Source organism: Bradyrhizobium guangxiense (assembly GCF_004114915.1).
In the GTDB taxonomy this organism is placed as follows: Bacteria; Pseudomonadota; Alphaproteobacteria; order Rhizobiales; family Xanthobacteraceae; genus Bradyrhizobium; species Bradyrhizobium guangxiense.
Map to the genome: position 1 here is coordinate 6,093,260 of NZ_CP022219.1, position 15,842 is coordinate 6,109,101.

Annotated in this window: 16 protein-coding genes; 3 read left to right on the plus strand and 13 right to left on the minus strand. The window is 65.4% G+C overall.

The genetic code is table 11. The annotated features are described in order from the left end of the window. Positions 1-69: 69 nt before the first annotated feature. Positions 70-1,431 (minus strand): class-II fumarase/aspartase family protein, encoded by a 1,362-nt coding sequence (locus tag X268_RS29190; RefSeq protein ID WP_128928140.1) that lies wholly within the window; start codon positions 1,429-1,431, stop codon positions 70-72. A 312-nt stretch (positions 1,432-1,743) separates the two neighbouring features. Between X268_RS29190 and X268_RS29195 the strand changes: the two genes are divergently transcribed. Then, a complete protein-coding gene (locus X268_RS29195; RefSeq protein ID WP_128928141.1) occupies positions 1,744-3,315 on the plus strand; it encodes a winged helix-turn-helix domain-containing protein in 1,572 nt (523 codons plus the stop codon). Between the two features lie 48 nt (positions 3,316-3,363). Here the strand turns inward: X268_RS29195 and X268_RS29200 are convergent, their stop codons facing one another. The 4 genes from X268_RS29200 to X268_RS29215 form a co-directional block, all read right to left on the minus strand. After that, complete coding sequence (locus X268_RS29200; RefSeq protein ID WP_128928142.1) at positions 3,364-4,065, minus strand: hypothetical protein; 702 nt, start codon at positions 4,063-4,065, stop codon at positions 3,364-3,366. Positions 4,066-4,151: 86 nt separating this feature from the next. Further along, complete coding sequence (locus X268_RS29205) at positions 4,152-4,862, minus strand: hypothetical protein (protein ID WP_164937982.1); 711 nt, start codon at positions 4,860-4,862, stop codon at positions 4,152-4,154. Between the two features lie 135 nt (positions 4,863-4,997). Beyond that, positions 4,998-5,246: a hypothetical protein gene (locus tag X268_RS29210; RefSeq protein ID WP_128928143.1), complete on the minus strand. Its 249-nt coding sequence runs from the start codon at positions 5,244-5,246 to the stop codon at positions 4,998-5,000. 164 nt (positions 5,247-5,410) lie between these two features. Then, positions 5,411-6,376 (minus strand): NAD(P)H-dependent flavin oxidoreductase, encoded by a 966-nt coding sequence (locus X268_RS29215; protein ID WP_164937983.1) that lies wholly within the window; start codon positions 6,374-6,376, stop codon positions 5,411-5,413. Positions 6,377-6,484: 108 nt separating this feature from the next. On the opposite strand from X268_RS29215, the gene X268_RS29220 reads away from it, so the two are divergent. After that, positions 6,485-8,047, plus strand: coding sequence for an AMP-binding protein (locus tag X268_RS29220; protein WP_128928145.1), 1,563 nt, complete (start codon positions 6,485-6,487; stop codon positions 8,045-8,047). A 286-nt stretch (positions 8,048-8,333) separates the two neighbouring features. Here X268_RS29220 and X268_RS29225 read toward each other — a convergent pair whose 3' ends face one another. After that, a complete protein-coding gene (locus X268_RS29225) occupies positions 8,334-9,254 on the minus strand; it encodes a DMT family transporter (protein ID WP_128928146.1) in 921 nt (306 codons plus the stop codon). Positions 9,255-9,351: 97 nt separating this feature from the next. On the opposite strand from X268_RS29225, the gene X268_RS29230 reads away from it, so the two are divergent. Then, positions 9,352-10,125 carry an AraC family transcriptional regulator gene (locus tag X268_RS29230; protein ID WP_128928147.1) on the plus strand — a complete coding sequence of 258 codons (774 nt, stop codon included), beginning with the start codon at positions 9,352-9,354 and terminating at the stop codon, positions 10,123-10,125. Between the two features lie 99 nt (positions 10,126-10,224). Here the strand turns inward: X268_RS29230 and X268_RS29235 are convergent, their stop codons facing one another. From X268_RS29235 to X268_RS29265, 7 genes are all read right to left on the minus strand, one after another. Then, on the minus strand, positions 10,225-10,998 hold the full coding sequence (locus X268_RS29235; RefSeq protein ID WP_128928148.1) for a thioesterase family protein: 774 nt from the start codon (positions 10,996-10,998) through the stop codon (positions 10,225-10,227). A 22-nt stretch (positions 10,999-11,020) separates the two neighbouring features. Further along, the gene (locus tag X268_RS29240) at positions 11,021-11,989 is read right to left on the minus strand and encodes an NAD(P)H-dependent flavin oxidoreductase (protein ID WP_128928149.1); all 969 of its coding nucleotides are present in this window, start codon (positions 11,987-11,989) and stop codon (positions 11,021-11,023) included. 264 nt (positions 11,990-12,253) lie between these two features. Further along, positions 12,254-13,654, minus strand: a complete 1,401-nt coding sequence (locus X268_RS29245; RefSeq protein ID WP_128928150.1) for an aspartate ammonia-lyase — start codon at positions 13,652-13,654, stop codon at positions 12,254-12,256. Between the two features lie 30 nt (positions 13,655-13,684). After that, positions 13,685-14,221: a hypothetical protein gene (locus X268_RS29250; RefSeq protein ID WP_128928151.1), complete on the minus strand. Its 537-nt coding sequence runs from the start codon at positions 14,219-14,221 to the stop codon at positions 13,685-13,687. A gap of 46 nt (positions 14,222-14,267) precedes the next feature. Next, positions 14,268-14,870, minus strand: coding sequence for a YqaA family protein (locus X268_RS29255; RefSeq protein WP_208764398.1), 603 nt, complete (start codon positions 14,868-14,870; stop codon positions 14,268-14,270). A gap of 46 nt (positions 14,871-14,916) precedes the next feature. Further along, positions 14,917-15,321 carry a phosphoribosyl-ATP diphosphatase gene (gene hisE, locus X268_RS29260; RefSeq protein ID WP_128928152.1) on the minus strand — a complete coding sequence of 135 codons (405 nt, stop codon included), beginning with the start codon at positions 15,319-15,321 and terminating at the stop codon, positions 14,917-14,919. A gap of 118 nt (positions 15,322-15,439) precedes the next feature. Continuing rightward, complete coding sequence (locus X268_RS29265; RefSeq protein ID WP_128928153.1) at positions 15,440-15,808, minus strand: hypothetical protein; 369 nt, start codon at positions 15,806-15,808, stop codon at positions 15,440-15,442. Positions 15,809-15,842: the final 34 nt, after the last annotated feature.

Consider the following 15,842-nt stretch of genomic DNA (forward strand, 5'->3'; position numbering starts at 1 on the left):
ATCACGAGGTGCAAGTGCGCGAGCACCTTGCGACACCGAGAAGATACGCAGTTTTGCGCATTTTGGTTTTCAACGCGTTGCCGATTTCAGCACCCGGTCAACCATCGCGGGCGCGAGCCCGAGGTAATTTCTTGGTGAGGTGAGCGCCTCGATCGTGGCGCGATCGATGCGGCTCGCGATCCGCGCGTCGGCGGACAGCGCGTCGGCCAGGCTCATGCCCTTCTCATTGGCCTGCCGGCAGGCGTCATAGACCACGTCATGGGCCTCCTGCCGGCCGATCTGCGGCGCCAGCCCCATCATGACCGCCTCGGCCACAATCAGGCCGCGGCTGACGGCGAGATTGTCATTCATCCTGGCTTCGTCCACGATGAGGCCCGCGAGCGCGAACTTCGCCTGGTGCAGCGCGCCTGCCGTCAGCACGAAGCTTTCGGGGATTGCCATCCATTCCGCGTGCCAGGGACCCGTGGCGCGCTCGAAATCCTGCACCATGGCGTCGAGCATCAGGCCGGCGTGCTGGCGCACCGCCTTGGACGCTGCCAGCATCAGTTCCGACGAGATCGGGTTGCGCTTCTGCGGCATGGTCGAGGAGGCCCCGCGCCCCTTGACGAAGGGCTCGTAGACCTCGGCGAACTCGGTGGAGGCCATGATCATGATGTCGAGCGCGATCTTGCCGAGGGAGCCGGTGACGAGCGCGAGAAAATTCACGGCTTCTGCAAATCCGTCGCGCGCGACGTGCCAGGTCGAGGCGGGAACGCCGAGCCTCAGCTCGGCACAGAGCGCCTCCTGCACCTCGAACCCCTTGTCGCCGAGCGAGGCCAGCGTGCCGGCCGCGCCGGCGAACTGGCCGACCAGCACGCGCGGCTTCAACTGCGCCAGCCGCTCGGCGTGGCGATCGAACATGGCGAGCCAGATCGCGGTCTTGTAGCCGAAGGTCACCGGCAGCGCCTGCTGCAGGTGAGTGCGCCCCGCCATCGGCGTATCGCGATAGCGTTTCGAGAGGTTCGCCAGGATGCCGCGGAGCTCGGCGATGTCGCGTTCGGCGATCTCCAGCGCCGCGCGGAGCTGCAGCACCACGGCGGTGTCCATGATGTCCTGCGTGGTCGCGCCCCAATGCACGTAGCGGCCGGCGTCGCCGCATTGCTTCACCATCTGGTGCACCAAAGGCAGGATCGGATAGCCGACGATGTCGGTCTCCTGCCTGAGCAGGTCGAAATCGAGCGCGGCGGCGTCGGTCCGCGCCGCAATCGCCTCGGCCGCCTCCTGCGGAATCACACCGCACTTCGCTTCCGCCTTCGCCAGCGCCACCTCGACCTCGGCATAGCGCGCGACCAGCGCGACGTCGGAAAACACCTCCCGCATCTCGGCCGTGCCAAAGGCGTCGCGGAACAGCATGGAATCGAGCACGGTGGTGGAGGCGGGAAAGGCGGGCATGGGCGTTCTTTATGTTTGATTTTTGTGTGGAACCGATAGCTTACGCAGTCGGGGCAGTTCGGCAAAGGACAAAGCCCGATACGCCCGACATTCCGCCGCGCGGAGCGTGAGCCCGGAATGACGGGGCCTGGCAGGTCTGCCGGCAAAGCCGTCAAAATCCCGTTGATTGTATTCCCATCCCAGACAGCATGGCTGCCATCACGCGATTGAAGTGAACCTGGCAGGCCGGTGAGCGGACTCACAGATATCGAGCTGAAATCCCTTTTTGATTTGATCATTGCCTGATGTCGTTGTGAGGTCTGAGTTTTCGACGTGCAGTTTCTGTTCCGGGACCACCTTCTCGATACCGACCGGCGCGAGCTGAGCCGCGAGGAGGTTCCCGTTGCCGTGGAGCCGCAGGTCTTCGACCTCGTCGTCCACCTCATGCAGAACCGCGACCGGGTTGTCAGCAAGGACGAGTTGATCGACAAAATCTGGCACGGGCGCAGCGTCTCCGAATCCACCCTGACCAGCCGGATCAACGCCGCGCGCAAGGCGATCGGCGACAGCGGCGCAAGCCAGACGCTGATCCGCACCATCGCCCGCAAGGGCTTTCGCTTCGTCGGCGATGTCGAGGCCAAGAATGGCGCGATGAGTGGCGCGATTTTGCCGGAACCCGGCCGCACCGCCGAGGCGCAGCGCGCCGCACTCGCGCTGCCCGACCGACCCGCCATCGCCGTGCTGCCCTTCACCAATATGAGCGGCGCAGCCGAGCAGGACTATTTCTCCGACGGCATCAGCGAGGACATCATCACCGCGCTGTCGAAGCTGCGCTGGTTCTTCGTCGTCGCGCGCAACTCCTCGTTCGTCTACAAGGGGCGCGCCGTGCATATCCGCGAGGTCGCGCGCGAGCTCGGGGTACGCTACGTGGTCGAAGGCAGTGTGCGTCGAAGCGGCGATCGCGTGCGCATCTCGGCCCAGCTCAACGACGTCTCGACCGGAAGCCATCTGTGGGCCGAGCGCTACGACCGCGAGCTCGCCGACATCTTCGCCGTGCAGGACGAGATCACCGAGGCGATCGTCGCCGCGATCGAGCCACAGCTCTATGCCGCCGAAAGTTTTCGCGCCCAGCAGAAGCCGCCGGGGAGTCTCGATGCCTGGGACCTCGTGATGCGCGCGCTGTCGCATCATTGGCGCATCACCCGCGAGGACAATGCCGCCGCACAGGCGCTGCTCGGCAAGGCCGTTGCGATCGATCCGGCCTATGGCAAGGCGCTGGGGCTGCTCGCACCCAGCCATATCTTCGGTGCGCATATGGGCTGGGCCGACATGGCCGCGACGGTGCCGGTCGCCGAACGCGCCGCGCTCGCGGCGGTGGAGGCCGATCGCGAGGACGCCTGGGCCCATCACGGCCTCGCTTACACCTATCTGTTCCGCCGCCGCTTCGACGACGCGTTGGCGGAGTTCGAGCTGGTGCTGCAGCTCAATCCGAACTTCGCGATGGCGCATGCCTTTTACGGCGTGACGCTGTGCTACGCCGGGCGATGGCAGGACGGCGATGCCGCCGCGCGCCGCGCGCTGCGACTGAGCCCGCGCGATCCACTCGCTGCGATCTATTGCGGGGTTGCGGCCTACGCCCGGTTCGTCGGCCGTGACTACGAGGGAGCCGTGCAGATGGCGCGGGAGTCGCTGCGGCAGCGCGGTGACTTCGTCGGCGCGCACCGCGTGCTGACGGCCGCCGCCGGGATGTCAGGAGATCCGGCGCTCGCAGCCTCCGCCCTGGAAGGCCTGCGCCGCGCTCAACCCGGCATCTCGCTCGGCTGGATCACGCGCGAGCTGCCGATGCTGCGGGACGAGGATCGGGCGCATTATCTGGAAGGATTGCAGCGCGCGGGAATGACGTGACGGCCGCGCGAGGATGACGATGCACGTTCTCTCATCGCGCGCTGCGCGCTAATCGTCGTCGGGGCCGAACAGCCTGATCTGCGGGAAGCCGCCGCGCGGCCGGCCGGCGTAATCGCGCGTATCGGAATCTTCGCGGATGTTGCGCGCGACGTCGTCCCAGTCGGTGCGGTCGCGCATGCCGCGCTGCTCGCGGCCTTCGTAGGAGTGGCGGCGCTCGACCCAGCGCTCGCGGCGCTCGATCCGGCGCCGATCTGACGCGGCGCGCTTCACGTCGGAGTCCCGGGCTTTGGCATAGGCATTTTCGGGCGAAGAGACCGCGTCGGCCGAGGCCTGCTGGTCGGCCGGTTTTGCGGCCTTCGCGGACGATGCGATCGGAGGCTTGGACTGTTCCTTGGGCGGCTCGCCCGCGGCCGCCTGTGAAGGCGGCGGTGCTGCGGGTTCGACCCTCGCCTGGGTGGGCTGCGCATCAGGCTTTGCGGCTTCAGGCTTTGTCGCTTCGGCCTGCGCCGGCGTCGCGATCATCGTGCCGAAGGCTTGCGAGCCGGTGAGATAATTGACGCGTTCCGAGGGTGCGTTGATCGCCGGCGTGCCGGCGGACTCGGCGCGCTGCGCCATCTTGCTGGTGTCCGGGCCCTGTTTGGACGTGACGGGGTTCATGATGTTGCCGGCGACGATGCCGCCGCCCAAACCAACGGCGATGGCGGCGATGATCGTTCCGGCACCGACGAAATAGGCTGTCGAGGCGCGCATTGATCCACTCCCTCATTGGGGCGAGCAACGCGCGTCGATTGCCGGATGTTCCTGATGTGGAAGCAGTTCCCGGAGGAACTTGCAGGTCAAATCTGCTGCGCGACCTTTTCGAGCCCGATGATGCGAGCAAGCTTGCGCACTTCTTCCTTCTGGTCGTCACGCAGCTGGAACAGCAGCGGCATCGCCGCCGACTTCAGCTGCTGGACCTCGTCGCAATTCGGATCGATCGGCACGCCGGGCGCCTGCGGATTGGAAAGCTTGTTGGCCGAGATCTTGCGCACGACGTTGCGCAGCGCGGTCTCGACTGACGGCCAGTAATATTCCTGCGACGACGACAGCTTCAGGCGATCCCTGATGCCCGCGATCTGTGCGTCGGACAGCAGCGCGTAAGTCTTCGGCGGCTGCGGCTTGGCCACCACCTTCGGTTTGGCCGGAACTTCGACCGCGGGAACCTCCGCCGCGGCGGGCGCTTCGGACACGCTCGACGACTTTGGCATCGGGAAATCGGACGGCGTGGCCGCGGCAAAGGCCTGGCGCAGCGGCTCGGTCAACACCGGCGCCTGGGCGAGCCTGTCGGCGGGAACCTGGACCGGCTCGATCGCAGCCGAGGCCAGGGCCAGGGTCGGGACCAGACGATCGGCCTTGGCGGCGCGGTTGGTGGAGAGCTGCTTCGGCGGGGCCTGCGTGATCATCTCGGCGCTGACGCTGGGCACGCTGTCACGACCGAGAATGGCGGTGGTCGCGGCGCCCAGGACGAGGAAGCAGGTCAGGACGACGATGGTGATGGCTCTGGACAAACGTCTCTCCGGGAACGACCGCTTCACGAGTTTGTTAACGTTGCCCGGGAAAAGGGCACGAATTAAGGCTTGAGTGTGCTTTCGTTGCGACAATCCGTGTGCCAGCAGCGACACGCTCCGAAAAAGCCAGGGAAATCAGGCCGCTGCGCTGAGATCGTAGGCGTCCTGGATGTCGGCGACGATCTCCGAGGCCTCCCAGACCGCGCGCGGCTCGACCGATTGCAGGGTCACCGTCCAGTTGCCGCCCCGGCGGGTGCGGGGAACGCTGACGACGTCGAAGCGGACGTTGCGGCACAGCGGGTGGCGGGCCAGCGCATGGGCGACGCGAATTCGGATTTCGTCCAGCGTCGCGGCTGTCTTGCTGTTGAGATAATCGAAGTCCATCGCCTGTCCCTCTCGTCCTGATTGGCGGCCGTGAGGGGATTCTTGGCGGGCGATGGTTAATCCGCCGTTAAGTGGGGCGGGCCGGAACAGCACGGGATTAACTGTGATTGATGCACCGGCGTCTTCGCTCCCCCTCCCCGTTCTTGCGAGGAGACGCGCAGAACCTATCGCCCAACCGCCTCCCGATATTCGACGAGGGTCCGCGCAACGAGACCCTCGACGGCGGGCACATCGGTGACCCCAGAGGTCGAATGCCCGCCGCTCCAGATATCGCGCCAGCGTTTGGGGCGGCTTTCGCGCGCGGCGACGTCGATATCCTTGGCGATGTCAATCGCGCCGCGTCCCGGCAAATCGTGGGGATCGAGCCCGGCGGCCAGGATCGATGGCCTCAGCATGTTGGTCTGCAAGCCCGTGAACGCCGTGGTCAGCAAGATGTCGTCGGCGCTGCTCTCGACCAGCATCTTCTTGTGACGCTCGTCCGCCATGCTCTCGCGCGTCGCGATGAACTTGGTGCCCATATAGGCAAGATCGCAGCCGAGCATTTCTGCCGCGTGCAGCGCGCGGCCGTCGCTGATGCCGCCTGCGAGCACGATGATGCCGTCAAAGAACGCGCGCACCGCGCGGACGAAGGCGAACGGGTTGAGCCAGCCGGTCTGCCCGCCCGCGCCCGCGGTGAGCAGCACCAGCCCGTCGGCGCCGGCTTCCGCCGCGCGCTCGGCATGGCGGATGGAAGCGACGTCCGCCAGCACCAGCGCCCCGGCATCGTGCAGCGGCGTCAACACGGGCGCGGGCGAGCCGACCGAGGTGATGACGATCTCGGGCCTGTGCCGCAACAGCACGGCAAGATCCTGCTCCAGCCGCGCGTTGGAGCGGTGCACGATCAGGTTCGGGCAAAGCGGCGCGGCCCTGCGGCCGGCCTGATCTTCGTGCCTGCGCAAGCGCGTCTCGATCGCGGTCAGCCATTCATCGAGCTGGTCAGTGCTGCGGCAATTCGCGGTGGGGAAGCTGCCGATCACCCCGTTGCCGCAGGCCGCGACCATGAGCTCGACGCCCGACACCAGGAACATCGGAGCTGCGATCAGTGGCAGAGCGAGGCGATCGCCGAAGCGTTGCATTCGATCTGATGGCACGCATTCCTCCCTCGTGCGGGCTTTGTCGTTTCCTCCCGCAGTCTCTGTGCTAGCGTCATCGGCAACATTGGCACGCCAGAAGCCGGTGACAAAGCAACGAGGAAACATATGTCCGATCCGCTCCACGCATCGTCCCCGACTTGTGCGCAGACGCTACGGGCGCTGTCGCGCTATCCCGGCCGCACCGCTTTCGCCTGGCCCGGCGGATCGCTGAGCTACCAAGGCACCATCGACCTGATCGGGCGCGTCCAGAATGTATTCATGCGGCTCGGATTGCCGCCGGGCGCACGCGTCGCCTTCCTCACTGCGAACCGCGCCGACACCTGGTGCGCCGGCGTTGCCGCGCAATTGTCGCGGCTCTGCGTCACCTGGCTGCATCCGTTGGGATCGCTGGAGGACCAGCTGTTCCAGCTCGAAGATGCCGAGGCCGAGATGCTGGTGGTCGATGCGGCCGCCTTCCGCGACCGCGGCGGCGAGCTTGCCACGAGGGCGAGCCGGCTGAGGGCGGTCTTCACCATAGGACCGGCCGGCTACGGTCTCGATCTGTTGGCAGCGATCGAGAGCGCGGGACACGCCAGCGCGCGAAATCTCGCCAGCCTCGACGATCTCTCGACGCTGAACTATACCGGCGGCACCACCGGAAAATCCAAGGGCGCGCTGCGCTATCACCGCGAGAATGCCGGAGCCGCCGGCGCCATCCTCGCCGATTTCGAGATCCCCGACGCGGCACGCTATCTCACCGTCGCGCCGATCAGCCATGTTGCGGGCACCAAAGTGCTGCCGACCCTGATGCGCGGCGGCACGGTGCATATGCTCAAAGGTTTCGATCCCGAGGCCGTGCTCACCACGATCGCACGCGAGCGCATCAACTTCACGCTGTTCGTCCCGACCATGATCTACGTGCTGCTCGACCATCCTGCGCTTGACAAGACCGACCTGTCATCGCTCGAGTTGGTGCTCTACGGGGCCTCAGCGATGTCGCCGAGCCGGCTGGTCGAGGGCATCGAGCGCATCGGGCCGGTGTTCTCCCAGCTTTATGGCCAGACCGAATGCTATCCGGTCTCGGTGCTGCGCAAGGCGGATCACGATCCCAAGACGCCGGAACTGTTCCTGTCCTGCGGTTTCCCGATCGCAGCCTGCGAGGTCAAGATCCTCGACGACAACGACCAGGAGGTGAAGACGGGCGAGGCCGGCGAGATCTGCGTGCGCGCCCCGCATGTGATGGCGGAGTACTGGAAGCGGCCCGACATCACCGCCGAGACGCTGAAGAACGGCTGGGTCCACACCGGCGACATCGCGCGCAAGGACGAGCGCGGCTACATGTTCATCCTCGACCGCAAGAAGGACATGATCGTGTCCGGCGGGTTCAACATCTTCCCGCGCGAGGTCGAGGACGTGCTGTCGCAACATGCCGATGTCGCCATGGTCGCGGTCGTCGGCATTCCCGACGAGAAATGGGGCGAAGCCGTCACCGCCATCGTAGTCCCGCGCGATGGCGCAAGACCGGATCCGGACGAGCTGATCAACCTGGTGAAGGTGCGAAAGGGCTCGGCGCATGCGCCCAAGCAGATCCAGTTCGTCAAGCAATTGCCGATGACCGGCGTCGGCAAGATCGACAAGAAGGTACTGCGTGCGGGGTTCTGGAGCGGAAGGGACCGGATGGTGGGGTAGATACCCCGGAATTCTACGGTGTCGTTGTGGCCCGGAGACCACAACGCGCAACGGAGTGTGCGCCCGCCACGCCCGCACAATTGCCGGCGAATCGGGGAATCACCTAGACCGCTGATGGGGCTGGGAAGCGGAGTAAGGCATGAGAGTCGCTTCCCTGGAAAGTGCAGTCGCCGCGATCACCTTGATCACGGCTATCGTCGTGGTGCTGTGGGAGATCAAGATCTTCTACGGAATGTGAACTGGCAGGATGGCAAGCATCCCTTCCGCGGCGGCGGAAGCTTGCCGTTCAATCACCCAGCGCCGGCACAGCCGGGTCCGACATCCATAATGGCCGACGAAACAGCGCAGCGCAGGCGACGCCAGCAAGCGCGACCCCTCCCCCGATGATGTGGAAGGCGCGGACGGGTTCGCCGAGCAGCGCGATGGCGCCGAGCGCGGCGAGCACAGGCAGCAAGTTCATGAAGATCGCACAGCGGTTGGGACCGAGGACCTGCACACCGCGAACCCACAAGAACGGAAGCACGATCGAGGCAAGACCTCCAGCATAGGCTATCAGCGGCAACGTCTCCGTGTTCAGCGCGCGCATCGGAGCGGGCGTCGCGAGGAATGCCGGAAACATGATCGCGAGCGCGCACAGCGCCTGCATGTAGGTCGATTGCCAGCCCGCGACCGGGAGGTCCCAACGCTTCAGCAGGACGCCGTAGAGCGCATAGACCAGCGCGGCGACAAACATCAGGAGATCGCCGGGACGCACGCCGCCCCGCAGCAGTGCGACCGGATCGCCGCCGCTGACGAGATAGACGAGGCCGGCGAGCGACAGCATGCCGCCGCCGACCAGTCCGACGGTCGGCGTCTCCCGAAGCAGCACCGCGCTCAGCAGCACTGTGAGCAGCGGCGTCAGCGCCGTAAACACCGCCATGTTGGTCGCGCTGGTGGTCTCGGCAGCGAGATACGACAAGCTCTGGAACAGGCACATCGCAAGGAAGCCGAGCACCGCGAACTGTCCGAAATGCCGCCAGATCACCGTCCGGTTGCGCCAGGCCGGCGCGGCGACGAACAGGCTCATGCATCCGGTCGCGAGCAGCAGGCGATAGAACGTGATCGCCTCGGGCCCGATGGTGTGAGCGGACAACCGTGAGACGATCACGTTGCCCGCCCACAGCACAATCGCGAAGAACGGATAGAGGAAGGCGGCCTTGTTGGTCATGGCTTCAACTCTTGAATTCAAACCGTCGAGGCCAAGCGTAATGCTTTCGCCAGCGTCCGTATCGCTCTAGAATGACCGGGACTGTCGAGATTGGGACATGCTGGACGAGCTCACCACACGGCATCTTGCGTTCCATGCCACGAGGCGCGCGCTGACTGCGATGGAGGTGGACTATCCCGATGGCGCCTCCACCGGCGTGCACGCGCATCCGACCGCACAGCTGCTCTACGCCATCGAAGGCGTCATGGTGGTGCGTTCGGCGGCGGGCACGTGGATCGTGCCGCCGAACCGCGCGGTATGGCTCCCACCCGGTCTCGACCATGAGACGATCATGTCGGGGCGGGTACGGATCCGCACCGTCTTCGTCGACCCGAACGCCGCAGCGCATCTGCCGGAGAAGAACTGCGTCATCGCAGTGTCGCCGCTACTGCGCGAGCTGGTCGTTGCGGCAACGCGCATTCCCGTCGACTATGACGAGGCCGGCCGCGACGGACGGTTGATGCGGCTGCTGCTCGACGAACTGCGCGTCTCGGACGTACTGCCTCTGCATCTGCCGTTCCCCGAAGACACCAGGCTTCGAACGATCTGCTCAGCCATCGCCGACAACCCATCGGACAATTCGACCGTCGAGCATTGGGCCGGGCGCGTCGGGGTCACCGCCAAGACAATTCACCGCCTGTTCGCGAGACAGACCGGGATGAGTTTCGCGCAATGGCGACAGCAGGCGCGCCTCCTGCATGCGCTGCGTCGCATCGCCTCCGGCGAGAAGATCATCGACGTCGCCTTCGATTGCGGCTACGCCAGCCAAAGCGCCTTTGCCGCAATGTTCCGCCGGCACTTTGGCGTGCCGCCGTCGATGTTTTATCGTTGAGGCGGTGACGGTGCGCAGGCGCCGAGTCCGCGAGCGCTCACGGCGCGTCAGGTGTCATCGCCTGGCTCGACCCGGCAGAATCAGGTGTTCCAGAGTGCCTCACCGCTTCTCGATCACCAGGCTCTGCACCGCACGGCCAAAATAACCCTGCCTGTCGGCGAGGCGCGACATTGCGAGCCCGGTGCCGTCGGGGCCGATCCAGGATTCACCGTCGAGCAAGATCCATTCGCCGACCGGCTGGCGTGCGAAGCTGACCGTGAGGTCGGCGTTGATGTAGGTCCAGGCGCGGAAATCCAGCGTCGAGGCGGTGCCGTTGGAGAAATCGGCGGCGACCATTGCGCGCATGGCCTGGGAGATCGCTTCGCCCTCGATCAACGGATGATCGACGCGAAACCAGATCGCGCCGGCGCCGGCCTGGCCGAAGCGGCCGCGCGCAGCACGCATCGAGACCGAACGCACGAACGGGCTGGTGGCGGCGTGACCGTCCTCGACCAGCGAATCCTCAGGCGAGGCCAGCGTGACCGGCAGCTCCCTGACGTCCTCGGGCAGCGACAGTGCCTGGCGCTTGATCTTGAGCACGGTTGCGCCGACGACCTGCACGCCGTCGGCCAGCAGCTTGATCTCGCAGAGCTGGATCTTGCGACCCTCGCGCAAGACATCGGTCACGATCGCGAGCGGCGCCACCGGCACCGGGCGCATCAGATCGATGGTGACGCGCGCGATGTCCATCGTAACAGGCGCCGGAATGCGTTCGGCCGCCCATGTCACCAGCGACGCGGGCGCCGAGCCGTGCTGCATGCGCCGGTCCCAGGGACCGGCGGCATCCGGACTGGTGACGACGTTGTTGCCGTCGACGCGGTAGATGGCGGTCATGCTGCACTCGATCTCGGGACGATCACAGCGGCGGATCGACCGCTTCGTCGTATTCCTTCTTGAAGCGCGCGATCAGTTCGGCGGCGGGGACGACCTTGTCGATGCTGCCGATGCCCTGGCCCGAGCCCCAGATTTCCTTCCAGGCCTTCGGCTTGGCGCGCTCGCCGGAGGCGTCGGTGCCGAAATTCATCTTGGAGGGATCGGAGGTCGGCAGATTGTCGGGATCCATGCCGGCGGCGAGGATCGAGGGCTTGAGATAGTTGCCGTGCACGCCGGTGAAGAGATTGGAATAGACGATGTCGTCGGCACTCGAACCGGCGATCATCTCCTTGTAGCGTTCGACCGCGTTGGCTTCTTTCGTCGCGATGAAGGCGGAGCCGATATAGGCGAAGTCGGCGCCGAGGATGCGCGCGGCGCGGATCGCCTTGCCGTTGCCGATCGCACCCGACAGCGCGATCGGGCCGTCGAACCACTTGCGCGTCTCGGCGACGAAGGCCAGCGGCGAGATGGTGCCGGCATGGCCGCCGGCGCCGGCCGCGACCAGGATCAGGCCGTCGGCGCCCTTCTCGATCGCCTTGTGCGCGAATTTCTGGTTGATCACGTCGTGAAAGACGATGCCGCCCCAGCCGTGCACGGCCTGGTTCAGCTCCTCGCGCGCCCCGAGCGAGGAGATGATCATCGGCACCTTGTACTTGGCGCAAAGCTGCATGTCGTGGTCAAGCCGGTTGTTCGACTTGTGCACGATCTGGTTGACCGCGAACGGCGCCGACGGCTTGTCGGGATGGGCACGGTCATAGGCCGCGAGCTCCTCGGTGATGCGGGCCAGCCATTCGTCGAGCAGCTCCGGCGGCCGCGCGTTCAGCGCCGGAAACGAGCCGACCACACCCGCCTTGCACTGCGCGATCACGAGATCGGGCACCGAGATGATGAAGAGCGGCGAGCCGATCACGGGGATCGACAGACGCCCCTTGAACAAGGCGGGCATGGACATTGCGAAACGATCCTCTGTTAGCCGGTCAATGGAAGGTTGGGCAGCATACCAACAAGGCAATCTTTCCACTGTCAAGTATTGCGTTTGGCCGCCGCGGGGGAGCGACCGCCGCAATTCCAAGCAGCGGAATTCCTCTCCTGTCATTCCGGGGCGACGCGAAGCGTCGAGCTATGATGCGCGATTGCGCATCAGAGAATCCATCGGGCCTCAGCGCGAATGGTAGGATGGATTCCGGGTTCGCGCTTCGCGCGCCCCGGAATGACGTCAAGAAATTAAATCCGGGTTGATCAACCGCTCGAACGAGAACATCTCGTCCCACTTCTGCTGCGTCAGCAGCTTGCGTTCGACGACCACGATCTGGTGCAGCGACTTGCCGCTCTTGTAGCCTTCGCGCGCGATCTCGGCGCATTGCTTGTAGCCGAGCAGCGGCTTCAGCACCGTGACGATGCCGAGCGAGTTCAGCACCATGTTGCGGGTGTGCTCCTCGTTGGCGGTGATGCCGACCACGCAGTTCTCGCGCAGGCTGTTGACGGCGCGCTCCATGGTGCGGATCGAAAAGAACAGCGCGAACGAGATCACCGGCTCCATCACGTTGAGCTGGAGCTGACCGGCGCTTGCTGCCAGTGTCACCGTGGTGTCGAGGCCGATGACGAGGAAGCTGGTCTGGTTGACGACCTCGGGGATGACGGGATTGACCTTGCCGGGCATGATCGAGGAGCCCGGCTGAAGCTGCGGCAGGTTGATCTCGTTGAAGCCGGCGCGCGGGCCGGAGGCGAGCAGGCGGATGTCGTTGCAGATCTTGGTCAGCTTGCTCGCGGTGCGCTTCAGCACGCCGGAAAGCTGCACATAGGCGCCGGTGTCCGAGGTTGCCTCGACCAGGTCGCCGGCGAGGATGAAGTCGACGCCGGTCAGCGCGCTCAGGTGCCGGACCGCGAGCTTGGGATAACCGACGGCCGCGGTCACGGAGGTGCCGATCGCCGTGGCGCCGAGATTGATCTCGCGCAGCAGCGCGCGTGCTTCCGAGATGCGATCGACCTCCTCGCCGATCGTGGTGCCCCAGCCCCGGAATTCAGCGCCGAGCGACATCGGCACGGCGTCCTGCAGATGCGTGCGGCCCATCTTCAGCACGCGATCGAATTCGCGGCCCTTGGTGAAGAAGGCTTCCTGGAGCTGGCGCAGCGCGGTCATGTAGCTCTCGAGCCGCAGGATCAGCGCCAGACGAAAAGCGGTCGGATAGGTGTCGTTGGTCGACTGGCCGTAATTGACGTGATCGTTCGGGCTGACGTGCTGATAGTCGCCCTTGGCGAAGCCGAGCAATTCCAGCGCGAGGTTCGCAATCACCTCGTTGGCGTTCATGTTGGTCGATGTGCCGGCGCCGCCCTGGATGAAGTCGGTGACGAACTGGTCCATCATGTCGCCGGCGATGACGCGGTCGCAGCCGAGGATGATCGCGTCCGCGACCTTGGCGTCGATCGCGCCGAGATCGCGATTGGCCATGGCGGCGGCCTTCTTGACGTAACCGAGCGCCTTCACGAAGTAAGGCTCCTGGTTCATCGGAATACCGGTGATGTGGAAGTTCTCCTTACCCCGGATGGTCTGGACGCCGTAATAGATGTCGTCGGCGATCTCACGCTGTCCGAGGAAGTCCTGCTCCGTACGGCTCATGGGCACTCCTTGTTGCTCGCGCGACGTCCGTTAATTCAGGCACAGCGCGCTGGTCACGAATGTATCGGTGCGGCAGTCGTCCGGTTTGCGTTGCCTGCCCGGGATCAGGACCTTGGCCGAGCATTTTTCCGCGGAGTCGGCATTGAGGCTCTTGCCTTCCTTGTAACCCTTGCTCTGGCACAGGAGGTCGGCGGCCTGCTTGCAATCGGGCGCGCCGTTCGACGAGGCCGGACAGGCCATGCGGCCCGAGACCATGGTCGAGGGCTTGGTCAGCCGCGACAGGTCGTTCATGGTTTCACCGGGGCTTTTGATCGGCGGCAGGATCGAGGGCAGCTTGTCGAACAGCTTGCCCATTTCGTTGATCAGCCCGGGATTTTCCGCTGCCGCCGGCGGCGCCGAAGCTGCGGGGGTCGATGGCGGCGGCGCGGCCTGCGCCCCCTGCTCCCGCAGGCCGAGCGCCGGCGGCGCGGATTGCGGCCAAGCCGTCCCGCCGGCAAGCAGGAGCAGCAGCACTGCTGACATCAGCGTCCCGAGCCGCAGGGCGGGATTGCCGGATCGAACCATCATGACGGCAACCGTAGCCGAAGCCGGCCCGGCGGCAAAGCCGCTGGCGCTACATCAGCTTGATGGCGATGACGAAGCCGAGCACCAGCGCCGCGGCACCGACCGCCACCACGAGACCGAGATGCTTCTCGATCTTCACGCGGATCCAGTCGCCATAGCGGTTGAGCAGGATCGCGACGATGAAGAAGCGTCCGCCGCGCGCAACCACTGAGAACAGGACGAACAAGAGCAGATTGTAGCCGGCAAAGCCCGAGGTGATGGTGACGAGCTTGTACGGGATCGGCGTCAGCCCCTTGAGCAGGATGATCACCGCGCCCCATTCGGCGTATTTGGCACGGAAGCCGTCGACCTGATCGCCGAGCCCGTAGAGCTGGATCAGCCAATGACCGAGCGAGTCGTAGAGCAGCGCACCGATGGCGTAGCCGAGAACCCCGCCGAGCACCGAGGTCACGGTACAGACGGCCGCATAGAGCCAGGCGCGCTGCGGGCGCGCCAGCGACATCGGGATCAGCATGACATCCGGCGGGACCGGAAAGAAGGAGCTTTCGGCGAAAGACACGATGCCCATGATCCAGAGCGCGTAGGGCTTGTGGGCGGCGTCGATGCACCAGTCGTAGATACGTTTCAGCATGGCGCCGCGATGAAGCACCATGGGACGGATTTGTCCATCGCGAGTTTTGTGACGTTTTCGTCGCGCTTTAGTGGCGCTTGCGCGCCGCACGGCCCTCGAGCGCGACAATTGGCCGCCTGGCGGCCACGCGCGATGACGCGACCTTAGGCAGCTTCATCGACGATTTCGGCAGCTTCTCGGCGATGCCGAGCATGTTTTCCCGCCGTGTCATCTCGCGCCAGACGTCCTCGGGGCGCACCCCGGCCGAGGCCCAGAGCACGGTGAGATTGTACAAGAGATCGGCGCTTTCCCGGATTACGGCGTCGGTGTCGCCATTGACCGCATCGATCACGACCTCGATCGCCTCTTCGGCGAGCTTCTTTGCCATTTTCGAGGGCCCGCGCTGAAACAGCCGGGCCGTGCGCGATGTTGCCGGATCAAGATCTCTGGCCGCGAGCACAGCCAGATATAGCCGCTCAAGCGAATCACTCATGGTACTCAAACTACTCTAAACAAATGGCGAGCGCGTTAACGTGCTACAATAAAAGCAAAAAACAGGCCGGCGCGGCAAGCGCGACGGCCTGTCCCGGTTAACCCCGGCTGCCGGGGCTCTAGTAGCAATTCTGGTAATAGCCCTGGCCGCAGAACTCGGACGGAGCCGTGCCGCCATAGCGCTGATACTGGTAGTTCGGGCCCGGGCCGTAATAGGGACCGTAGGCCGGGCCCCTGTAATAGACCGGACCGCCGTAATAGCCGTAGCCCGGACCGTAGTCATAGGCGTAGGCGTCACGGGTCGCGGCGATGGCAAGGCCGGTGCCGATGGCCGCGAAAGCCGCAGCAGCGGCCGCACCGCCTCCGCCGCCATGCCAGTGGCGACCGCCCGCATAGGAAGCGGTCGGGGCAACCGCGGTCAACGCCAGCGCCGCGGCGGTCGCAAGAACGGCCTTTCGGCCCGCAAACTTGGAGAATCGCTCGAACATGTCTTGGGCCCTCCTTTGGGACCTGGAATGGACG

Coding starts and splice junctions, on each gene's coding strand:
- X268_RS29230 (WP_128928147.1), top strand. CDS start 9,352: ATGCTGGACGAGCTCACCACACGGCATCTTGCGTTCCATGCCACGAGG.
- X268_RS29220 (WP_128928145.1), top strand. CDS start 6,485: ATGTCCGATCCGCTCCACGCATCGTCCCCGACTTGTGCGCAGACGCTA.
- X268_RS29245 (WP_128928150.1), bottom strand. CDS start 13,654: ATGAGCCGTACGGAGCAGGACTTCCTCGGACAGCGTGAGATCGCCGAC.
- X268_RS29200 (WP_128928142.1), bottom strand. CDS start 4,065: ATGCGCGCCTCGACAGCCTATTTCGTCGGTGCCGGAACGATCATCGCC.
- X268_RS29190 (WP_128928140.1), bottom strand. CDS start 1,431: ATGCCCGCCTTTCCCGCCTCCACCACCGTGCTCGATTCCATGCTGTTC.
- X268_RS29225 (WP_128928146.1), bottom strand. CDS start 9,254: ATGACCAACAAGGCCGCCTTCCTCTATCCGTTCTTCGCGATTGTGCTG.
- X268_RS29210 (WP_128928143.1), bottom strand. CDS start 5,246: ATGGACTTCGATTATCTCAACAGCAAGACAGCCGCGACGCTGGACGAA.
- hisE (WP_128928152.1), bottom strand. CDS start 15,321: ATGAGTGATTCGCTTGAGCGGCTATATCTGGCTGTGCTCGCGGCCAGA.
- X268_RS29250 (WP_128928151.1), bottom strand. CDS start 14,221: ATGATGGTTCGATCCGGCAATCCCGCCCTGCGGCTCGGGACGCTGATG.
- X268_RS29255 (WP_208764398.1), bottom strand. CDS start 14,870: ATGGTGCTTCATCGCGGCGCCATGCTGAAACGTATCTACGACTGGTGC.
- X268_RS29235 (WP_128928148.1), bottom strand. CDS start 10,998: ATGACCGCCATCTACCGCGTCGACGGCAACAACGTCGTCACCAGTCCG.
- X268_RS29240 (WP_128928149.1), bottom strand. CDS start 11,989: ATGTCCATGCCCGCCTTGTTCAAGGGGCGTCTGTCGATCCCCGTGATC.
- X268_RS29265 (WP_128928153.1), bottom strand. CDS start 15,808: ATGTTCGAGCGATTCTCCAAGTTTGCGGGCCGAAAGGCCGTTCTTGCG.